Below are 16850 nucleotides of genomic sequence, written 5' to 3'. Positions count from 1 at the left end.
AATCAAGCCTTTACACACAAAGATTATAATTATTAATTGCCCGCATCAGGTGAAATGCCTGATGTGGGTTTAGTGTGCTTAGATAAACAAGAGGTGATGTGATGAGAAAGGCCATGTTTGGTAAAAGAGAACGTTGGGTCTTCGGGAAAGTTATCGAACCTCTTGAGATTCCCAATCTCATTGAAATTCAGCTCAAGTCCTTCAAGTGGTTCCTTGAAGAAGGACTTCTGGATGTTTTGAAGAAGTACTCTCCTATCAAATCACAAATTCAACGCCCAGATTCACGAAAGAATGAAAAGGGATTCTCACTGGAGTTCGTCCGCACAAGAATTGGTAACCCAAAGTACAACATTCAGGAGTGTAAAGACAAAGGTCTTACCTACTCCGTTCCACTGTATGTCACCGTCAGAATAACTGATCTTTACAGTGGAGAAATCAAGGAAGAAGAAGCCTTCTTCGGTTACCTTCCTTATATGACGGACAACGCATCTTTCATTATCAACGGAGCGGAAAGAGTCATTGTAAACCAGCTGGTTAGATCGCCGGGGGTTTACTTTGTAGATGAACCAACAAAAGCCTCTTCAGGCTCCTTGCCAATTCTCGTTGCTCATTTCCTCCCGGTAAAAGGTGCCTGGCTTGAAATCCTTTTGAACCCAAATAAGAAAGTACTTCAGGTAAGGATTGACAGAAGAAGAAAAATGAACCTTTTCCTTCTTCTCAAAACGCTTGGTTACGAAGATGACCTCGAACTTCTTGACCTATTCGTTCATGATGTAGATGCCAACGATGAATATGTTTTGCTTGAACACGTAGGAAGCATTATCCTCAGCGACGTCAAAACAAGAAACGAACTGATAGCAGAAAGAGGCGCAGTGCTCACCGAAGCTCTGGCAAAAAAAATCGCTGAATCCGATGTTGACGTTATCAAACTTCCAATGCCAATAGCAATGAGTACCCTTAAAGCTTTCCACAGAACTTACGGTGAGAATATTAAATCTGAAGACGCGTACATAGAGATATTCAGAAAACTCAGGCCCGGGGAAATCCCCAGAATCAACGCCGCAAAGAACTATCTCCACAACCTGTACTTCAGTCCTGATAGATTTGATTTTTCTGAGGTTGGAAGGCACAAGATAAACTCCAGACTCAGGAAAGTTTATAAAGAATACCTTAAAGAGGTTAAAAAGACTGAAGTTCCAGAAGACATTGAATACGCCGAAGAATCTACCGTTCTGACCGAACTTGATATAGTTCTAGCGGCCAGACATTTGGCCCAGCTGGAAAGTCATCCAGAATTGCTGGATACAAAAGATCATCTTGGGAACAAACGAGTCAGAACGGTCGGCGAATTAATGCAAAATGAATTCGAAAAAGCCTTTGTCAAAATACATAAGCTTTTAGAAGAAAAGCTCACCATTTACACGTCATTCGATAAGGTCACCGTTCAGAATCTCGTTAATGTTAGAACCCTTATGACCACTCTGCATCAATTCTTTGCAACCAGCCAGTTGTCGCAATTTATGGATCAGGTCAACCCACTGGCGGAGTTGACTCATAAGAGAAGATTATCTGCTATCGGACCTGGTGGCCTTAAAAGAGAACATGCAAGATTTGAAGTCCGCGACGTTCATCATTCACACTATGGTAGAATGTGTCCAATAGAAACACCTGAAGGTGCCAATATAGGTCTCATGACTTCTCTTTCTACCTATGCAACAATAGATAAATACGGCTTTTTGCTGACTCCATACAGGAAAGTCAAAAATGGTAAGGTCACAGATGAAATAGTCTATCTTGCAGCAGACGAAGAAGAACTTTACAATATTGCCCAATCAACAATCGAAGTCGATGATAACGGAAACATTGTCGAGAGTGTCGTTGAAGTAAGGCACGCAGGCGAAATAAAATACGTTGAAAAAGAAAAAGTTGACCTGATGGCAATTTCTCCAAAGCAAATCGTCAGCGTTTCGACATCTCTTATCCCGTTCCTGGAACACGATGACGCTAACCGTGCTCTGATGGGTTCCAACATGCAACGCCAGGCCGTTCCCGTTATAAAACCCGAAGCTCCTATTGTTGGTACAGGAGTTGAGGCTATTGCCGCTAGAGATTCTGGATACGTTGTTCTGGCCAAGCACAGGGGAATTGTCAAGAAAGTCGATTCGCGAAAGATCATCATCGAAAGAATCGACGAAGATGGCAACCCAATTCTTTCTGAAAGTGGCGAACCCATTCAGGACGTCTATACTTTGCACAAATTCATCAGAACCAACCAGGATACCACAATAAATCAAAGACCTATTGTCTCCCAGGGTGAAACTGTCGAAAAAGGTGATCCAATCGCTGATGGTCCTTCCACTGACATGGGAGAGCTTGCTCTTGGTAAAAACATCTTTGTCGCATTCCTACCATGGGAAGGTTACAACTTCGAAGATGCCATACTCGTGAGTCAAGAGCTACTCGAAGAAGAAACCTTCACAACCATACACATAGAGATGTACGAAACCGTAGCAAGAGATACTCAACTTGGTCCAGAAGAAATCACAGCTGATATTCCAAACGTCTCCAAAGAACTGCTTAAGAATCTTGATGAAAATGGAATCGTCAGGGTTGGAGCCTATGTGAGTTCTGGAGATATATTGGTCGGTAAAGTCACACCCAAGGGTGAATCCGACACAACACCTGAAGAAAAGATAATCCGTTCAGTCTTTGGCGACAGAGGTAGAGACGTAAAAGACACATCACTAAGAGTCCCCCACGGAGTTGAGGGGAGAGTAATTGATGTCAAGGTTTTCGATAAAGAGGAGATTTCCGAACTCGGTTCCGGTGTGAACAAACTCGTTAAGGTCTATGTCGCCTGCCGAAAACCCCTCGATGTTGGGGATAAACTCGCCGGACGTCACGGTAATAAAGGTGTTGTTTCGAACATCATACCAAAGGAAGATATGCCGTTCCTTCCAGATGGAACACCGGTACAGATAGTTTTGTCCCCTCTTGGTGTTCCATCACGTATGAACGTTGGACAGGTTCTTGAAACTCACCTCGGATGGTTAGGGCAATTAACCAACAGATATTTCGCCACACCAATATTTGACGGTGCAAAAGAAGACGAAATAATGGAAGAACTTTACAAAGCAAGAAAAGCTGCCGGTATAGATGTTGGCGACTCCAAGAAAGAGAAGAACGGTAAAGTCCTACTTAGAGATGGTAGGAGTGGGCTTCCTTTCGATTACCCTGTTGTTGTCGGTGTAATGTACATGCTTAAACTTGTTCACATAGCAAAGGACAAGATCCATGCCAGATCCACCGGTCCATACTCCCTGATTCACCAGCAGCCTCTTGGAGGAAAAGCCCACTTTGGTGGTCAGCGATTTGGTGAAATGGAAGTCTGGGCACTTGAAGCTCATGGCGCTGCACACACCCTAAACGAGGTCCTTACAGTAAAATCCGACGACATAAAAGGAAGAAACGAGGTTTACAAAGCCATCCTGAAGGGCTTAAACGTTCCGGGGCCCGGTATCCCGGAGAGTTTCAAAGTTCTCATAAAGGAACTTCAGGGATTGGCATTGGATATAAGGGTTTACGATCAGAACGGTAACGAACTTGATGTTGACAAATTATAAAAAATCCCTCAAGGAGGGAAAAGAATGGCTATAAGTACATTTAACAGGAAAATCTCTACTGTACAGATTAAAATCGCTTCTCCGGAGAGAATACGTTCATGGTCAAGTGGGGAAGTAAAGAAACCTGAGACCATAAATTACAGAACCTTCAAGCCTGAAAGAGATGGCTTGTTCTGTGAAAAGATCTTTGGGCCAACCAAAGATTACGAGTGTGCCTGCGGTAAATACAAAGGAAAAAAATACGAGGGCACAATTTGTGAACGCTGTGGTGTAAGGGTGGAGTCCAAAGAAGCTCGACGAAGAAGAATCGGCCATATTGAGCTCGCAGCACCAGTTGTTCACGTCTGGTATCTCAAGAGTGCCCCAAGTATTCTCGCATCGCTTTTAAACATTCCATCAAAGGATCTTGAAAACATCATTTACTACGGCTCAAAACGCGTAATTGAAAAACTCTACGTCGTCACAGACCCCAAGGGAACCGACTTTTTCCCCGGTCAAACACTCTACCAGACAGAATATGACATATACTCAAAGAAATGGGATTTTGACGTTGAACAGGGTTACAAGATCCGTTCTCCACGTGGCCCTGTCATCGCAGAGATCGACGGTAAAGTAAAGATTGAAAACGGCACCGGGAACACTGAACGTGAACTGAACTGGATTATCATTGAAGGAGAAAATGGAATAACCAAAAAGTACCCCATCTTCGAAGGTGGCTTGATTTACGTTCAGGACGGCGACGAAGTAAGACAGGGCGATACCCTTGCAGACAGGTTCCTGTTTGAAGACGAGGTGCTCTCTGAAAAGGAATTTAAGATCTTCGAAGAATACTACCCGGGTAAGTTCGAAAGTGAAACAGACACGGAAAGCGACAGGCCGATTGTTATCGTAACCAAAATAGACGAAGACGTTTCCAAGGAAACAGGGCTTAAAGTTGGAGACATCATAATTGAAAACGAATACGACGCATACAAAGAAATCTATCCCGGGAAAATTGAATGTGATTACGGCGCTCTGGCTATCCAGAAGCTGTTGCGAAGCCTTGACCTTGAAGAACTTAAGATCCAGATAGAGCACGAGCTGAAGGGTATCCCCAAGAGCAGTGCTAGAGCCTTGAAACTTCTCAGAAGGCTCAAATTCGTAAAAGATTTCCTGAAATCCGGGAACAAACCTGAATGGATCGTTCTCGAGGCGTTACCCGTCATACCACCTGAACTTAGGCCAATGATCCAGATTGAAGGTGGACGTTTCGCTACAACCGATTTGAACGATCTTTACAGAAGGGTAATCAACAGAAACAACCGTCTCGCAAAGCTCCTCAGTATCGGTGCTCCCGACATAATCGTCAGAAATGAAAAGAGGATGCTTCAGGAAGCTGTTGATTCCCTTATATACAACGGCCGTGTTGGAAAAGCAGTTACAGATAAATCCGGCCGTCCGTTGAAATCCCTTACCGATCTCGTGAAGGGTAAAAAAGGTAGGTTCAGAAGAAACCTGCTCGGTAAGCGTGTGGACTACTCCGGCCGTGCGGTTATCGTTGTCGGACCTGATCTCAAAATCCACGAATGTGGTATCCCGAAACGAATGGCCATGGAACTCTTTAAGCCCTTCGTTCTCGGTAAATTGCTTCATGGAAGTGAATCAAGCAAGACCGCAAGAAAACTAAAGAAGACAATCATAGAAAAGGAAATGCCCGAAGCCTGGGAAGTACTCGAAGACGTTATAAAAGGGGCMCTCCGAATCCCTTCGGGATTGTTACGACCGGCTGCGCCAGTGTTACGAACTCCGCAGGAGTTCGTAACAACCGCTTGCGGTTCGTGTCGCTCCATCAACTGACAGCGTAGCAAGCCTCGGCTGCGTAGCAGCTACCGGATCTCGGATCTCGATTCTCGTGTTTATCAAGAGCGCTTACCTGCTGGCTTCAACCGTAATATTCACCGGTGTTGGATTCTGTAGATTGTCTGAGACGGGACAGCGTTGTTCGATGGTTTCAAGCCATTTCTTCAAAGTGTCTTCGTCTGCATCTGTATCAACTTTCATGACAACATCGATCTTTTTGTAGCCGGCTCTTTCTTCGGTTGGTTTTCCAATGAATTTAGCTGGATCAAGAACTCCGGAAATTTCTATGGAAAGGTTTCTTATTTCTATTCCCATCTCTTTTGCCACAAGATGGCCAACAACATTCAAACATCCGGCAAGAGCAGCAAGAACGTATTCAACGGGGTTAGCTCCCTGATCTGTCCCTCCGAGCTGAGGTGGTTCATCGACTATCATTGTGAAGTTTCTTGCATTAACAGTTACTCGCGCGGGGTTATCCGACACTGCTGAAATCTTGAATTTCATATCAGGCATATTAACACCTCCATGTTTGTGATATGTTTCACTTAAATTTTAACAAAAGCTATTTCCGATTATATTACTCGGGTTTTACATTCCCAATAAAAGAATCCTTTTTCTCGGTCAGGACTTTTCAGCGCATAACCAATTTAGGATAATTAATCCAGTAATTGGAGATCAGCAGGTTCAAGGATAATGTCAGCGGCTTCGAGATTTTCTTTGAGATGTTGAATATTTGTGGAGCGGGGGATTGCAATGACGTTGTCTTTAGAAATTAGCCATGAAAGCATAATCTGGTAGATTGTAGCGTTATGTTTTTTAGCGATTTTTTTAAGCACTTTTTCTGTATGTTTTGAAAGGCTTCCTTTTTTAAGTGGTGTATATGCTGTAAGGGTAATACCGTTTTCCTGACAGAAGGGCAAAAGCTCATTTTCTGGTTCTCGGTCTTCAATGTTATAAAGAACCTGGTTACAGACAATCGGGACAGGAGAAATCAGCAGCGATTTCTTTAATAGTGCCATGTCAAAATTTGAAACTCCTATGTATCTTATATATCCGGCTTTTGACAGTTCTGCCATTGTGGTCAGGGTTTCTTTTAGGTTCATATCAGGAACTGGCCAGTGGATCAAATACAAATCGATGTAGTCTGTCCCCAATCTTTTTAGGGATCTTTTAAGGGCTTTCGGAAGCTCTTCTTTTGAAAGGTGAGTTGGCCAGACTTTTGATGTTATGAAAAGTTTACTCCTGTCAAAGGTTTTTATTGCTTCTCCTAAGAGTTCTTCGGTGTGCCCACCACCATAATACTCTGCCGTGTCGATGTGTGTATATCCCATCTCAATCGCAGCCTGAAGAATTTCAATGTTTTCTTTGTCCCGCGAATAATCTGGGGTTTCCCTGCCGCCTATTTCCCATGTTCCCAATCCTATAGCGGGAATCTCTTCACCCGTACTTCCCAATTGTTTGAAAACCATGAAAGCACCACCTTTCATGGGTTATTTTATCAAATTGCCATTGCAGTAAAAACGCATTAGACAACACTGTGGTTGTGATATGATAAGTGCGGAACATGATGCCAGGCGTAAAGCAGGATATGTTCCTGTGGGGGTGCTGTTATGAGTAGCATTAGTTCACCGAACGACTTTCAGGTTGGAAAGATGATAAAGATAATTGTAAAGATAATTGGAGGAATCTTTACCCTGGTTGGGACTTTGATGCTTGTTATCGCTATGATGAGTTTTTTCGTTCCAACGATGTATTACGCTTTTCCAAATTTCTTTTTGTTGTTTTTTTCGGGTTTTATCCTTGTGAGAATTGGAAGAAGTATTTCCAGATTATTTCCTAAGAAGGAGGTACCCCAAGAAAAAAAGGAAAGTTCTGAGAAGGTTGAAAAAAAGCGTGATAGAGAGCGTTATGAACATCGCCATTATACCGCGCTGAGGAAATATGTTCGATGCCACGAATGCGACGCTGAGAATCCACCGGATGCCTTCAGATGTGTCAAATGTGGAGCTTCTTTTGAGAATAAAAAGGTTTGCTCTTTGTGCTACAAATTGGTTGATAAAGACGTGCGATTTTGCAAAAACTGTGGTCATGATTTTAATCTTGATTAACCCTTAAAGATTGTTATTGAGAAACTTCGTTTTTTTCGTCTTGCTGGGAAAAGGCTGTAATAAATTTCTTCATTTGAAGAAAGATGTCGCCGTGAAAAATACATGAATACATGATAGTTGGAGATGTTAAAATATAACCAGAAAAGGAGTGGAGATTTTGGAGAGGGAAAAAATCAGAAATTTCACAAGGTTTATCATTCTTACCAGCGTTGATTTTTTGCTTATCTACGCCTCTTATGCCCTTGGTATGTATTTTAGATACGGTTTGTTTTCTTTGAACGAACCTCATTTCTTTCAAAATGGTCTTTTTTTCAGCTTCTTTATCTTGCTCTCGATGATATTCAACGGTGTTTATTCCATCGCGTGGAGTTATTCCTCCTTTCGTGATTACTGGGTGATTCTACGGGGAGCTTTTATTGGTTATGCTGCGGGGTTTGCTTTTGGAAGGTTGATGCTTCTTGCTGGCGTGAATGTGTTCACCGTTCCTTTTACGGTGGCAACGATGACGTTTATTGGGGCAACTTTTTTGATAATCTGGTCCAGAATATTCTGGTTGACGTATCTGTTCCTGAAGATAGAGCGTTCCGGGAAGTCTCTGGATAGAATTCTCATTGTGGGTGCCGGAGATGCTGGAACAACGCTGGTTGATGAAATAACACGGCATCCCGAATACGGGAGAGTCGTAGGATTTGTGGATGATTCACCGAGAAAGCAAAAGAAAAGAATACGTGGAATTCCTGTTCTTGGTACAACGGAAGAGATAATGCAAATAGTCGATAAATACCAGATAAACAGGGTTATAATTGCTATTCCTTCGGCTACATCCGATCAAATGAGAAGGATAATGTACAGAATCGATAGGAATAAAGTTCGGGTTCAAACGCTTCCCGGGCTTACCGAGATCATAGATAGGAAAGCGCGATTGGGGTATCTCAGGGACATAAATATAGAGGATTTACTGGGGCGTGAACCTGTTGAAATAGATAAGGAATCTTTGAGAGGCTATATAACCGGAAAACGTGTTCTTGTAACTGGTGCAGGGGGAAGTATAGGCAGCGAGCTTTGCCGCCAAATAGCGTATTTGGAACCGAAAGCTCTCATCATTCTCGGAAAAGGTGAAAACAGCATTCACAATATAGAGGAAGAATTAAAGGAAAAATATCCAGATCTGAAGGTTCATAGAGTAATAGGAGACGTTCAGGATAAAGACAGGACGGAATTTATAATAGCCACCTTTAAGCCCGAGATTATTTTTCATGCCGCTGCTCATAAGCATGTACCGATAATGGAGGAAAATCCGACAGAAGCCTTCAGGGTAAATACACTTGGAACTTATATCCTGGCATCCATAGCTGAAAAATATGGATGTGAAAGATTCGTGATGATTTCCACCGATAAGGCTGTCAGACCATCTTCAATAATGGGTGTTTCGAAAAGACTTGCCGAGCAGATTTTGAAGTCAATAGCGCGTTATTCGAAGATGCGCATCGGCATTGTACGATTTGGAAATGTCCTTGGAAGCAGGGGGAGCGTTGTTCCGAAGTTCAAAAAGCAAATAGAAAATGGTGGTCCTGTTACGGTAACAGATCCAAGAATGACGCGATATTTCATGACCATCCCTGAAGCAGTCTCTCTCGTTATGCAGGCCGGGGCATACGCAAAAAACGGTGATGTCTTTGTCCTGGATATGGGAAAACCTGTGAAGATATCTGATTTAGCAAGAGATATGATAACCCTTGCTGGTTATGTTCCGGATCAGGAGATAAAAATAGAATATATAGGTGCAAGACCGGGAGAGAAGCTTTTTGAGGAATTATCACTGGATTCTGAAAAATTTGATAAAACACCCCATCCAAAGATCTTCAGGCTCAAAGATGACAGGGAATTCATGGAAGGAGAGGAATTGAAGGCTTTTATAGATAAAATGAGTATAACAATAAAAGAGCACGATATATCTGAAATCAACAAAATAATTCAGCAATATGTACCAGACGCGATAGCCAGGGTGAAAGTTGAAATACCGGAACTCGGTTTGAGAAAAGAGAAAAAGTAGTGAGTGGGTTCTGTAAAAAGTTTTTTGAAAGGAGCAGATTATATGTTTGTTCCCCTTGCCAGACCCGATATAACCCAGAAAGAAATTGATGCTGTAACAGAGGTAATGAAATCTGGGATTTTATCAATAGGAAAAAAAGTAGTTGAGTTTGAAAAACTCGTCGCGAATTACAGCGAAAGGACCTATGGGATAGCTGTAAACAGCGGAACAAGTGCACTCCATCTAGCTTTGAAAGCTCTTGGGGTCAAACCTGGAGATTTCGTTATAACCAGTCCTTTCACTTTTATTTCGTCCGCAAATGTAGCGCTTTTTGAAGGAGCAATCCCTGTTTTTGCAGATATCGACGAAAAAACTTTCAATGTAACGCCAAAAACCTTCAAAGAAGCCATTGAAAGGTACCACAGGAAGGGGTTCAAAACTTCCAAAGTCAAATACTCACCTTTCAAACCAAGGTTTTTCGTTGCTGTTGATATTTTTGGTCATCCTCTCGACTGGGATGGAATAAATGAGGTTGCTGCTAAATGGGGTATACAGATAGTTGAGGATTCATGTGAAGCCCTTGGAAGTGAATACAAAGGGAAAAGGATAGGTAGCTTCGGGGCAGCCGGGACTTTTGCTTTCTATCCCAACAAACAGATAACCACCGGTGAAGGCGGGATAGTTGTAACGGACGATCCCGAAATAGCAAAACTCGTGAAAAGCATGAGAAATCAGGGCAGGGGAGAGAACGAAAACTGGCTTGAACACGTTAGAATTGGTTATAATTACCGGCTTGACGAAGTTTCCGCTGCGATAGGTGTGGAGCAAATGAAGCGTATAGAGGAAATTCTGGAAAAAAGAGAATTGGTAGCAAAAAGGTACAATGAGCTACTGAAGAATGTTGACGGAATCGAAACTCCCTTTGTGGATAGTTACGTCAGCAGGAAGAGCTGGTTTGTTTACGTTGTTAAACTTGCTCCCGAAATCGATAGAAATAAGGTAAGGGAATACCTTCAGAAAAACGGCGTGCAATGTCGTGAATATTTCAAGCCCGTACATTTGCAACCCTTCTATAGAGAGCAGTTTGGATATGAACCCGGTACCTTTGAAATTACTGAAAAAGTATCCAAAAGAACTCTTGCGATTCCTTTTTTCAACGCTTTAACCCTTGAAGAACAAGAATACGTTGTCGAAACGCTAAAAAAAGCAATAGAATTTGCAGGGTGAAGGCCATGGAATTTTTATTAGCTTGTTCACTGTCCATCTTCATGACTTTTGTCTTCAGGCATATTGGAATAAAATTTGGATTTTTAGATAAACCTGCCGGGAAACTCAAACCTCATGAAACAGCTATTCCCTATACCGGGGGTACAGCCATACTTTTGAGCCTTATCCCTTGGCTGATCCATGAACCGGGTTATATGGTTGTTGTTGTTTCACTCTGGGCGATAGGGTTTATAGATGATGTTAAAGGATTGAATCCGTCTTTAAGGTTAATGATTGAACTTTTAGCAGGTTTTTTATTTTCTCTCTATTATCTAAACAACTCTTTTTTTGAATCTCTGTTTCTTGCTTTCCTGTTTGCGGCTGTGGTAAATGCCTTCAACATGATAGATGGGATGGATGGTGTTTGCAGCGGAGTGGTTGTTGTATCTGCGCTGGTTCTTGTTATAGTGTTTCAGTTACATCCACTTTTGCTTGCTTTTGCCGGGACTTTTTTTGGTTTTTTCGTCTGGAACTTTCCTCCAGCGAAGATATTCCTTGGTGATCAGGGTTCTTATATAGCCGGTGCGTTTATGGGAATGATGCTTTTAAACAGTTACGGTACTGAATCATTTATACCGGTTTTAGCGGTGGTATGGTTGCCGTTACTTGATCTATCAGCTGGTTTCTTACGGAGGATTATTGCCGGAAAGTCTCCCTTTGAAGGGGATAGGGATCATTTTTACGATAAGCTCTTCTCACTCACAAAAGAAAACAAAAAAGCCACCACAATACTTTCTATTATGATGGCTTTTTTGTGGTCGGTTTTGGGGCTTCTTCCCAACGCTATCATGAGTGTATCGCTTTTATGCTTGCTTTCAGTGGTTCTAGTGTTCAAGCTTAAACTCTTAAAACAGCAGTCTATTTGAACCACTTTATTTTAAAGAGCGTAAAGCCAAATATCACCGCGGCAACCGCGGAAATTCCCATTGTTATGGCGAAAGCATAATCGTTACCACTGAGCGGTAGTTTTATGTTCATTCCCCACATGGATGCTGTGAGCATTGGTATCTGGAGGACCAGAGTGACTATGGTCAACACCTTCATTACAACATTCAGGTTATTCGATATGACTGAAGCGAAGGCATCCATCATTCCGCTGAGGATGTCGCTATAAATCTTCGCCATTTCTATGGCCTGACGGTTGTCTATGATTATGTCTTCAAAAAGGTCTTCATCATCTTCGTAGAGTGTGAGAATACTCGCCATTTTGAGTTTTTCAAACATGAGCTCGTTGGAACGCAGTGAGGTTGTGAAATATACAAGGGACTTTTCGAGGTTCAACATAGCTACAAGTTCCTTATTTCTTGTAGAACGGTGAAGTTCTTTCTCGATGTCGTTAGATCTCTTTCTAATCTCTTTCAAATATCTGAGGTAGTAGATAACAGCGACCTCAAATATTCTCAACAGGAATCTGTTCCGTTTTTTGGTAGAGAAATCCTTTATTTTGTTCTGGAAGAAATCTTTGAAAATCTCGTTGTCATTCAGACAAATAGTTACAAAAGCGGTAGGCGTGATGGCTACGCCGATCGGAAGTGTTTTGTATGGAACCTCTGGGTCTTTCTCATCGTAATAGGGAACTTTTGCAATAACATATATTATATCTTCGTCCTGTTCGAATCTCGCTCTCTCTTCGGGGTCTAACGCGTCCCAAACAAAATCTTCGTCTATGCCGAATTTTGAGAGCACTTCGATGTCCGAAGAATCAGGTGAAACCACATAAACCCACGATTTTTCACGAAACTCGCTGAGTTCTTTCAATTCTCTTTTTTCGGTTATGAAATATCTAATCATAATTTTCCTCTCCTTTGCCTCGTTTTGTTAGGATTGTTGACTACGATGCGAGGCCTGAGGAGGGTGAGCTCTTGCCCTCACTTCCAGTTCATGGCGGTAAATCACTCTCACTACTGTATAATTCCATATTTTCACCTCCTTTTCTCTTCTCGAAATTATACCATGAGTTTTCGAATTATTAATCCTTAAGTAGGCTTCGTAACTCAAAAAGATTTGACAAACGGAGAGTTTCTGAATGCCTGTCGTGGGGTTCGGCCTTTCTGTCGATAAGGAACGCCTTAATACCAGCATTTAACGCGCCGACGATGTCAACTTCAGGATTATCTCCGACAAACACGACATCCGTTTTCTCCGATCTCATTTTCTTCAGCGCGAACTCAAAAATTTTTCTGGATGGTTTATATGCTTGCGCTGTTTCAGAAGTGATCAAAAAATGGTGTGGAATGGAATTTTTCTCAACGGCCTTGACGGCAAAGACATTGTCCGCGTTTGTCAGTATGCATATGGTGTAACTTTCAAATAACTCTTTGAGCACCTCAACGTCATGATATGCTTTGAACTGTCCAAAAGAAGTGAACATGAAATTCAGATAATATTGTACCTCGCGAGCAAGACGAAATCTCTTTTTTATTTTACTGAGTAACTGCTCATAGTAAGCTGTCTCCGGCTTGAACTCCTTCAGATGGTATCCTGAGAAGAACTCGTGGTAGAACTTTTTAAAAGCATTTTCAATTTCAAGAACATCTAGAGAGGTTTCCTGAGCTATCGTTAATGAGATGGGGTAAAAGAGCCTTTCGCTGTCTATAAGTGTTCCAAAGAGGTCAAATATGATACCTTTCATAAAATCACCTGCAGTCTTTTTTTTAAATCTGTTTGATGTGATATTATTAGCTTAAAACGATGTGAATTTATAACAACAAGCACATTGCAATCGATTTTAACATTATAATCGTTGCGTAGTATGTCAGAATTTGTATAGAATGTTGCTTTAAGAAGGCGAGGTGATTTTTTTGGCAAGGGTTCTCGTTACCTGTGCACGAATGATGTATGCTTTGAATACGATCAGGTTGTTACACAAGGAAGGGCATGAAGTGTACGCGGCTGATAGTGTTAAGAGCGCTGGTGGACTTTATTCCAGGTATGTGAAAAAGTCTTTTATCTATCCTTATGTAAGCAGGCAATCAGAAGAGTTCATCAATTTTATTTTGAAAATTGTAGAAGAACACAAGATAGACGTTTTATTACCAGGATTTGAAGACGCTTTTGTTATTTCCTACTATAAGGATCGGTTTGAGGGAAAGGTGAAATTGCTGGTAGCAGATTTTTCAAAAGTAGCGTTTCTTCATGACAAATACAGTGTTTCCAGACTTGCAGAAAAAATCGAAATCCCTTCTCCTAAAACAGTGTTGTTTAGAGATTTTGAACCCACTGAATGGGATTTTCCTGTAATAATCAAACCAAGAAGAAATAGAGGTGCTCTCGGAATCAGATTTGTAAAGGATTTCAATGAACTCAAGAAGCTTTCAGGTAAATTAAACGCTTCAGAATATCTGGTTCAAGAACCTTTACCTCGTGTTCAGTACTGCACAACGGGGATCGCTTACAACGGTAAGCTCATAGCCAATGTGATATACAAAAATATTAGGGAATACCCGGAGGCTGGGGGATTTGGTACTTATCGTATAAGTTATGACATACCAGAGATTACCGATTATGTTGAGAAAATAGTAGAGGAGATTGATTACACCGGTTTCATCTGTGCAGATTTTCTTTATGACGAAAAAAGAGACACCTACTTCATAACTGATGTGAATCCAAGAATGAGCCCGGGACTTTATGTAGGGTACGCCAGCGGTATAGACTTTCCGAAACTATATGTTGATCTTTTGATGGATCCTGACAGTGTGAAGCCTATTAAGGCGAAAACGGGCACAGGATCATATACGGGATACCTGGAGGTTGGATGGTTTTTTGCTGTGTTGTTCAAAGGAAAATTCAAAAAATTGAAAGGATTTTTTGGTAGCCGAAAGGGCATGATGGACGATGTGTGGGACTCTAAAGATCCGCTTCCGGCTTTCGTTATGTTCTTCTCCATGTTGAGCTCCGCTGTAATTGGGCCATTGTTTGGTGGGCAGGAAGAGTTTTACTACACGGGTTGTTTGTTCGAATCGGAGTATTTCCCTGAAATGCAGGCTGTGGAAGAACTCCAGCGGAAATATGAAGCGGTGTAAAAGCTCGAGAAAAAACAGGAATATTCTCTATTAAAATTGATCAAAGCACCGGGAAGATAATATCTCCCGGTGTTTTTCATTTATCGCTAATAATTTTGATACAGTGTTACTGAGAGCGTTTATCTCATTCAGAGAATTGATTGAAAGTGTGTCAGTAAGGAGTAGTTCGTATGGGTTTAATGTTAATATTAAATCGGGAGGAGTGATAATGCCCGAAAATTCCCGTATTTTATGGTTGCACAGGATGATCAGTGAAGGGAAGTATCCTTCGCTGAAGGATTTTGCAAATAGATTCGGAATTTCTATAAGGCAGGCTGAGCGTGAAGTACACTATTTGAGAAATGTTCTTGGAGCGCCTGTTGTTTACTCGCGGAAAGAAAAGGGATACAGGTATGTTGTTCCCTTTGAACTTCCCGTTTTATTTGCATCTTTAGAAAAGAAATCTTTCCGAGAAATCGATAAATGTATCCTGTTAATAGAACAGGCGATAAACCAGAGAAAGATGTTGAAAGTAAGACTAAAAGATGGATCTCGCGAGCTATTTTGTGCGTATGCCTTCTATAAAAAGAAAGTTTTGGGAATATTCGAGTCTTCAGAGGACGCGGTTATTCTGAATCTTGGCGAGATAAAACAGCTCCAACTTATCGGAAAAAGTTTTGCTAAACCGTTGGTGTTAGATGTGAGGAATATTATTGAAAACAATTGTGTAAAATACGCAATTGTTAAACTCAACGAAGAACGGAATAAGGTCTTTTTTTATGACCTTCTTGAATTTGTGAAATGGGTGATAAATCAGAAAAACATAAAAATAGAAGGGCCTGGGAGTATTTTCAAAGAACTTGAAATGCTTCGTAAAAGGTTAAATAACCTCATGGAAGCAGGTGAAGAAAGTGGGAAATCTCCCACCGAAGAACAAACCAGAAGAGTTTAGGAAAGCGGTTAAGTGGTTTATTAAGAGTGGATACTCCTACGATGAAACCATGAATCTTATTAAAGTAGAGTTTGGAGAATCAGCCGTTAAAATTGCTAAGCAAGAGTGGGTAAGAATAAAAGGAAAAATACTGGAAAAAAGGTTAAGGGTAGTTGATAACAAGTCAGATTCTGGAGTTTCACCCACTTTTAGAGAGGTTGATAACAGTTCCGGAGTTAGAAATTTTTATCTCATTCTTGGTGTGATGGCGGTTTTAGCGTGGTTTTCTTTATTGTTTTTATTTTGGGTGGAAAAGACACTGTTCTACCGTATAGGATATTGAAGATTGCGGAAACATCTAAAGATCAGCCATATGACTTTTATATTATTGCTGTACTGAATGTTGAAAAAATTCCGATAGATGAACAGATTGTATCTACGCTGAAAGAGATTGTGAGTGAATATAGGAGAAAAAGAAAGGTTGGACGAATCGAACTACTCCTTCCAGGTATGAAAGAAGGTGAGGGGGCTTTTGCCGCTGCGATATTTTCAGGAAGAAATTTGAGGTACCATGTTATAAATCATTCTGTCATAGATCTATGGGAACAGGGTTTCTACAACAAAAAATGATCACACTTCCAGAGCACTTTTTTTCGCAAGTTTGTCTACATAGTCATTCCAATAATTCCCACTGTGGCTCTTAACTTTTTTCCAGTATATTTTTATACCGCTTTTTTTTACATAATCAGCATAAAATCTTGTCAGAGGTTTCTTTGCTTTCCATTCGCCTGTAACCCATGCTTTTATTCCAATATAATCGTAATAGAGAGTTATGGAAGTAATTTTGTTTTCTTTACACCACTCGAGTGCTTTCATTACAGCCATAAGCTCTCCACCGACTTGTCTGGAGCTTATAAAGTCTTCTTCTTTGACGACTCCTTTTATGGTTTTTTGAAGTTCCCCATCTTTCAGGATTACAGCTGCATAACTAACACAATCGTTGAAAAAACTTCCATCAACGTAAACTTCGTATGTTCCTTTATTTTTCAA

General features: G+C 41.2%; 14 protein-coding genes and 1 pseudogene. 10 read left to right on the top strand and 5 right to left on the bottom strand.

Going from position 1 to position 16850, the window contains the following annotated elements; all coding sequences use genetic code 11:
* Positions 1-101 precede the first annotated feature (101 nt).
* Positions 102-3623 carry a DNA-directed RNA polymerase subunit beta gene (locus DU53_RS09590; protein WP_015869163.1) on the top strand — a complete coding sequence of 1174 codons (3522 nt, stop codon included), beginning with the start codon at positions 102-104 and terminating at the stop codon, positions 3621-3623.
* Between the two features lie 24 nt (positions 3624-3647).
* Positions 3648-5360: pseudogene (locus tag DU53_RS09585) on the top strand (DNA-directed RNA polymerase subunit beta'); the annotation flags it as partial.
* 171 nt (positions 5361-5531) lie between these two features.
* Here the strand turns inward: DU53_RS09585 and DU53_RS09580 are convergent.
* Both DU53_RS09580 and DU53_RS09575 read right to left on the bottom strand, forming a co-directional pair.
* A complete protein-coding gene (locus DU53_RS09580) occupies positions 5532-5975 on the bottom strand; it encodes an OsmC family protein (protein WP_063728508.1) in 444 nt (147 codons plus the stop codon).
* Between the two features lie 143 nt (positions 5976-6118).
* Positions 6119-6931, bottom strand: coding sequence for an aldo/keto reductase (locus DU53_RS09575; RefSeq protein ID WP_063728506.1), 813 nt, complete (start codon positions 6929-6931; stop codon positions 6119-6121).
* A 141-nt stretch (positions 6932-7072) separates the two neighbouring features.
* Here DU53_RS09575 and DU53_RS09570 point away from each other — a divergent pair, with 141 nt between their 5' ends.
* From DU53_RS09570 to DU53_RS09555, 4 genes are all read left to right on the top strand, one after another.
* Complete coding sequence (locus DU53_RS09570) at positions 7073-7570, top strand: zinc ribbon domain-containing protein (RefSeq protein ID WP_063728504.1); 498 nt, start codon at positions 7073-7075, stop codon at positions 7568-7570.
* Positions 7571-7718: 148 nt separating this feature from the next.
* Complete coding sequence (locus tag DU53_RS09565; RefSeq protein WP_287809233.1) at positions 7719-9623, top strand: nucleoside-diphosphate sugar epimerase/dehydratase; 1905 nt, start codon at positions 7719-7721, stop codon at positions 9621-9623.
* A gap of 42 nt (positions 9624-9665) precedes the next feature.
* A complete protein-coding gene (locus DU53_RS09560; protein WP_015869089.1) occupies positions 9666-10829 on the top strand; it encodes a DegT/DnrJ/EryC1/StrS aminotransferase family protein in 1164 nt (387 codons plus the stop codon).
* Between the two features lie 5 nt (positions 10830-10834).
* On the top strand, positions 10835-11734 hold the full coding sequence (locus tag DU53_RS09555) for a glycosyltransferase family 4 protein (RefSeq protein WP_015869090.1): 900 nt from the start codon (positions 10835-10837) through the stop codon (positions 11732-11734).
* Here the strand turns inward: DU53_RS09555 and DU53_RS09550 are convergent.
* Positions 11727-12659, bottom strand: coding sequence for a magnesium transporter CorA family protein (locus DU53_RS09550; RefSeq protein ID WP_015869091.1), 933 nt, complete (start codon positions 12657-12659; stop codon positions 11727-11729). The genes DU53_RS09555 and DU53_RS09550 overlap by 8 nt on opposite strands.
* A gap of 178 nt (positions 12660-12837) precedes the next feature.
* Positions 12838-13500, bottom strand: a complete 663-nt coding sequence (locus DU53_RS09545) for an HAD family hydrolase (protein WP_015869092.1) — start codon at positions 13498-13500, stop codon at positions 12838-12840.
* Positions 13501-13669: 169 nt separating this feature from the next.
* Here DU53_RS09545 and DU53_RS09540 point away from each other — a divergent pair, with 169 nt between their 5' ends.
* From DU53_RS09540 to DU53_RS09525, 4 genes are all read left to right on the top strand, one after another.
* Positions 13670-14890 (top strand): ATP-grasp domain-containing protein, encoded by a 1221-nt coding sequence (locus DU53_RS09540; protein ID WP_235599803.1) that lies wholly within the window; start codon positions 13670-13672, stop codon positions 14888-14890.
* Between the two features lie 208 nt (positions 14891-15098).
* A complete protein-coding gene (locus DU53_RS09535; protein WP_015869094.1) occupies positions 15099-15821 on the top strand; it encodes a hypothetical protein in 723 nt (240 codons plus the stop codon).
* A complete protein-coding gene (locus DU53_RS09530; protein ID WP_063728500.1) occupies positions 15781-16143 on the top strand; it encodes a hypothetical protein in 363 nt (120 codons plus the stop codon). Before DU53_RS09535 ends, DU53_RS09530 begins: the two co-directional genes overlap by 41 nt.
* Positions 16140-16430, top strand: a complete 291-nt coding sequence (locus tag DU53_RS09525) for a hypothetical protein (protein ID WP_063728499.1) — start codon at positions 16140-16142, stop codon at positions 16428-16430. Before DU53_RS09530 ends, DU53_RS09525 begins: the two co-directional genes overlap by 4 nt.
* Here DU53_RS09525 and DU53_RS09520 read toward each other — a convergent pair whose 3' ends face one another.
* Complete coding sequence (locus DU53_RS09520) at positions 16431-16850, bottom strand: RNase H family protein (protein WP_015869096.1); 420 nt, start codon at positions 16848-16850, stop codon at positions 16431-16433. It abuts the gene before it with no gap.

Origin of the sequence: Kosmotoga sp. DU53 (genome assembly GCF_001639905.1) — a bacterium.
Lineage (GTDB): Bacteria > Thermotogota > Thermotogae > Petrotogales > Kosmotogaceae > Kosmotoga > Kosmotoga olearia.
Note: the sequence above shows the minus strand (reverse complement) of the source record. Positions and strands in the feature narration are given on the sequence as shown.

Excerpts from the sequence above, each read along its gene's own strand:
- DU53_RS09560 (WP_015869089.1), top strand. The coding sequence starts at position 9,666 with ATGTTTGTTCCCCTTGCCAGACCCGATATAACCCAGAAAGAAATTGAT.
- DU53_RS09590 (WP_015869163.1), top strand. The coding sequence starts at position 102 with ATGAGAAAGGCCATGTTTGGTAAAAGAGAACGTTGGGTCTTCGGGAAA.
- DU53_RS09535 (WP_015869094.1), top strand. The coding sequence starts at position 15,099 with ATGCCCGAAAATTCCCGTATTTTATGGTTGCACAGGATGATCAGTGAA.
- DU53_RS09550 (WP_015869091.1), bottom strand. The coding sequence starts at position 12,659 with ATGATTAGATATTTCATAACCGAAAAAAGAGAATTGAAAGAACTCAGC.
- DU53_RS09575 (WP_063728506.1), bottom strand. The coding sequence starts at position 6,931 with ATGGTTTTCAAACAATTGGGAAGTACGGGTGAAGAGATTCCCGCTATA.
- DU53_RS09580 (WP_063728508.1), bottom strand. The coding sequence starts at position 5,975 with ATGCCTGATATGAAATTCAAGATTTCAGCAGTGTCGGATAACCCCGCG.
- DU53_RS09545 (WP_015869092.1), bottom strand. The coding sequence starts at position 13,500 with ATGAAAGGTATCATATTTGACCTCTTTGGAACACTTATAGACAGCGAA.
- DU53_RS09570 (WP_063728504.1), top strand. The coding sequence starts at position 7,073 with ATGAGTAGCATTAGTTCACCGAACGACTTTCAGGTTGGAAAGATGATA.
- DU53_RS09555 (WP_015869090.1), top strand. The coding sequence starts at position 10,835 with ATGGAATTTTTATTAGCTTGTTCACTGTCCATCTTCATGACTTTTGTC.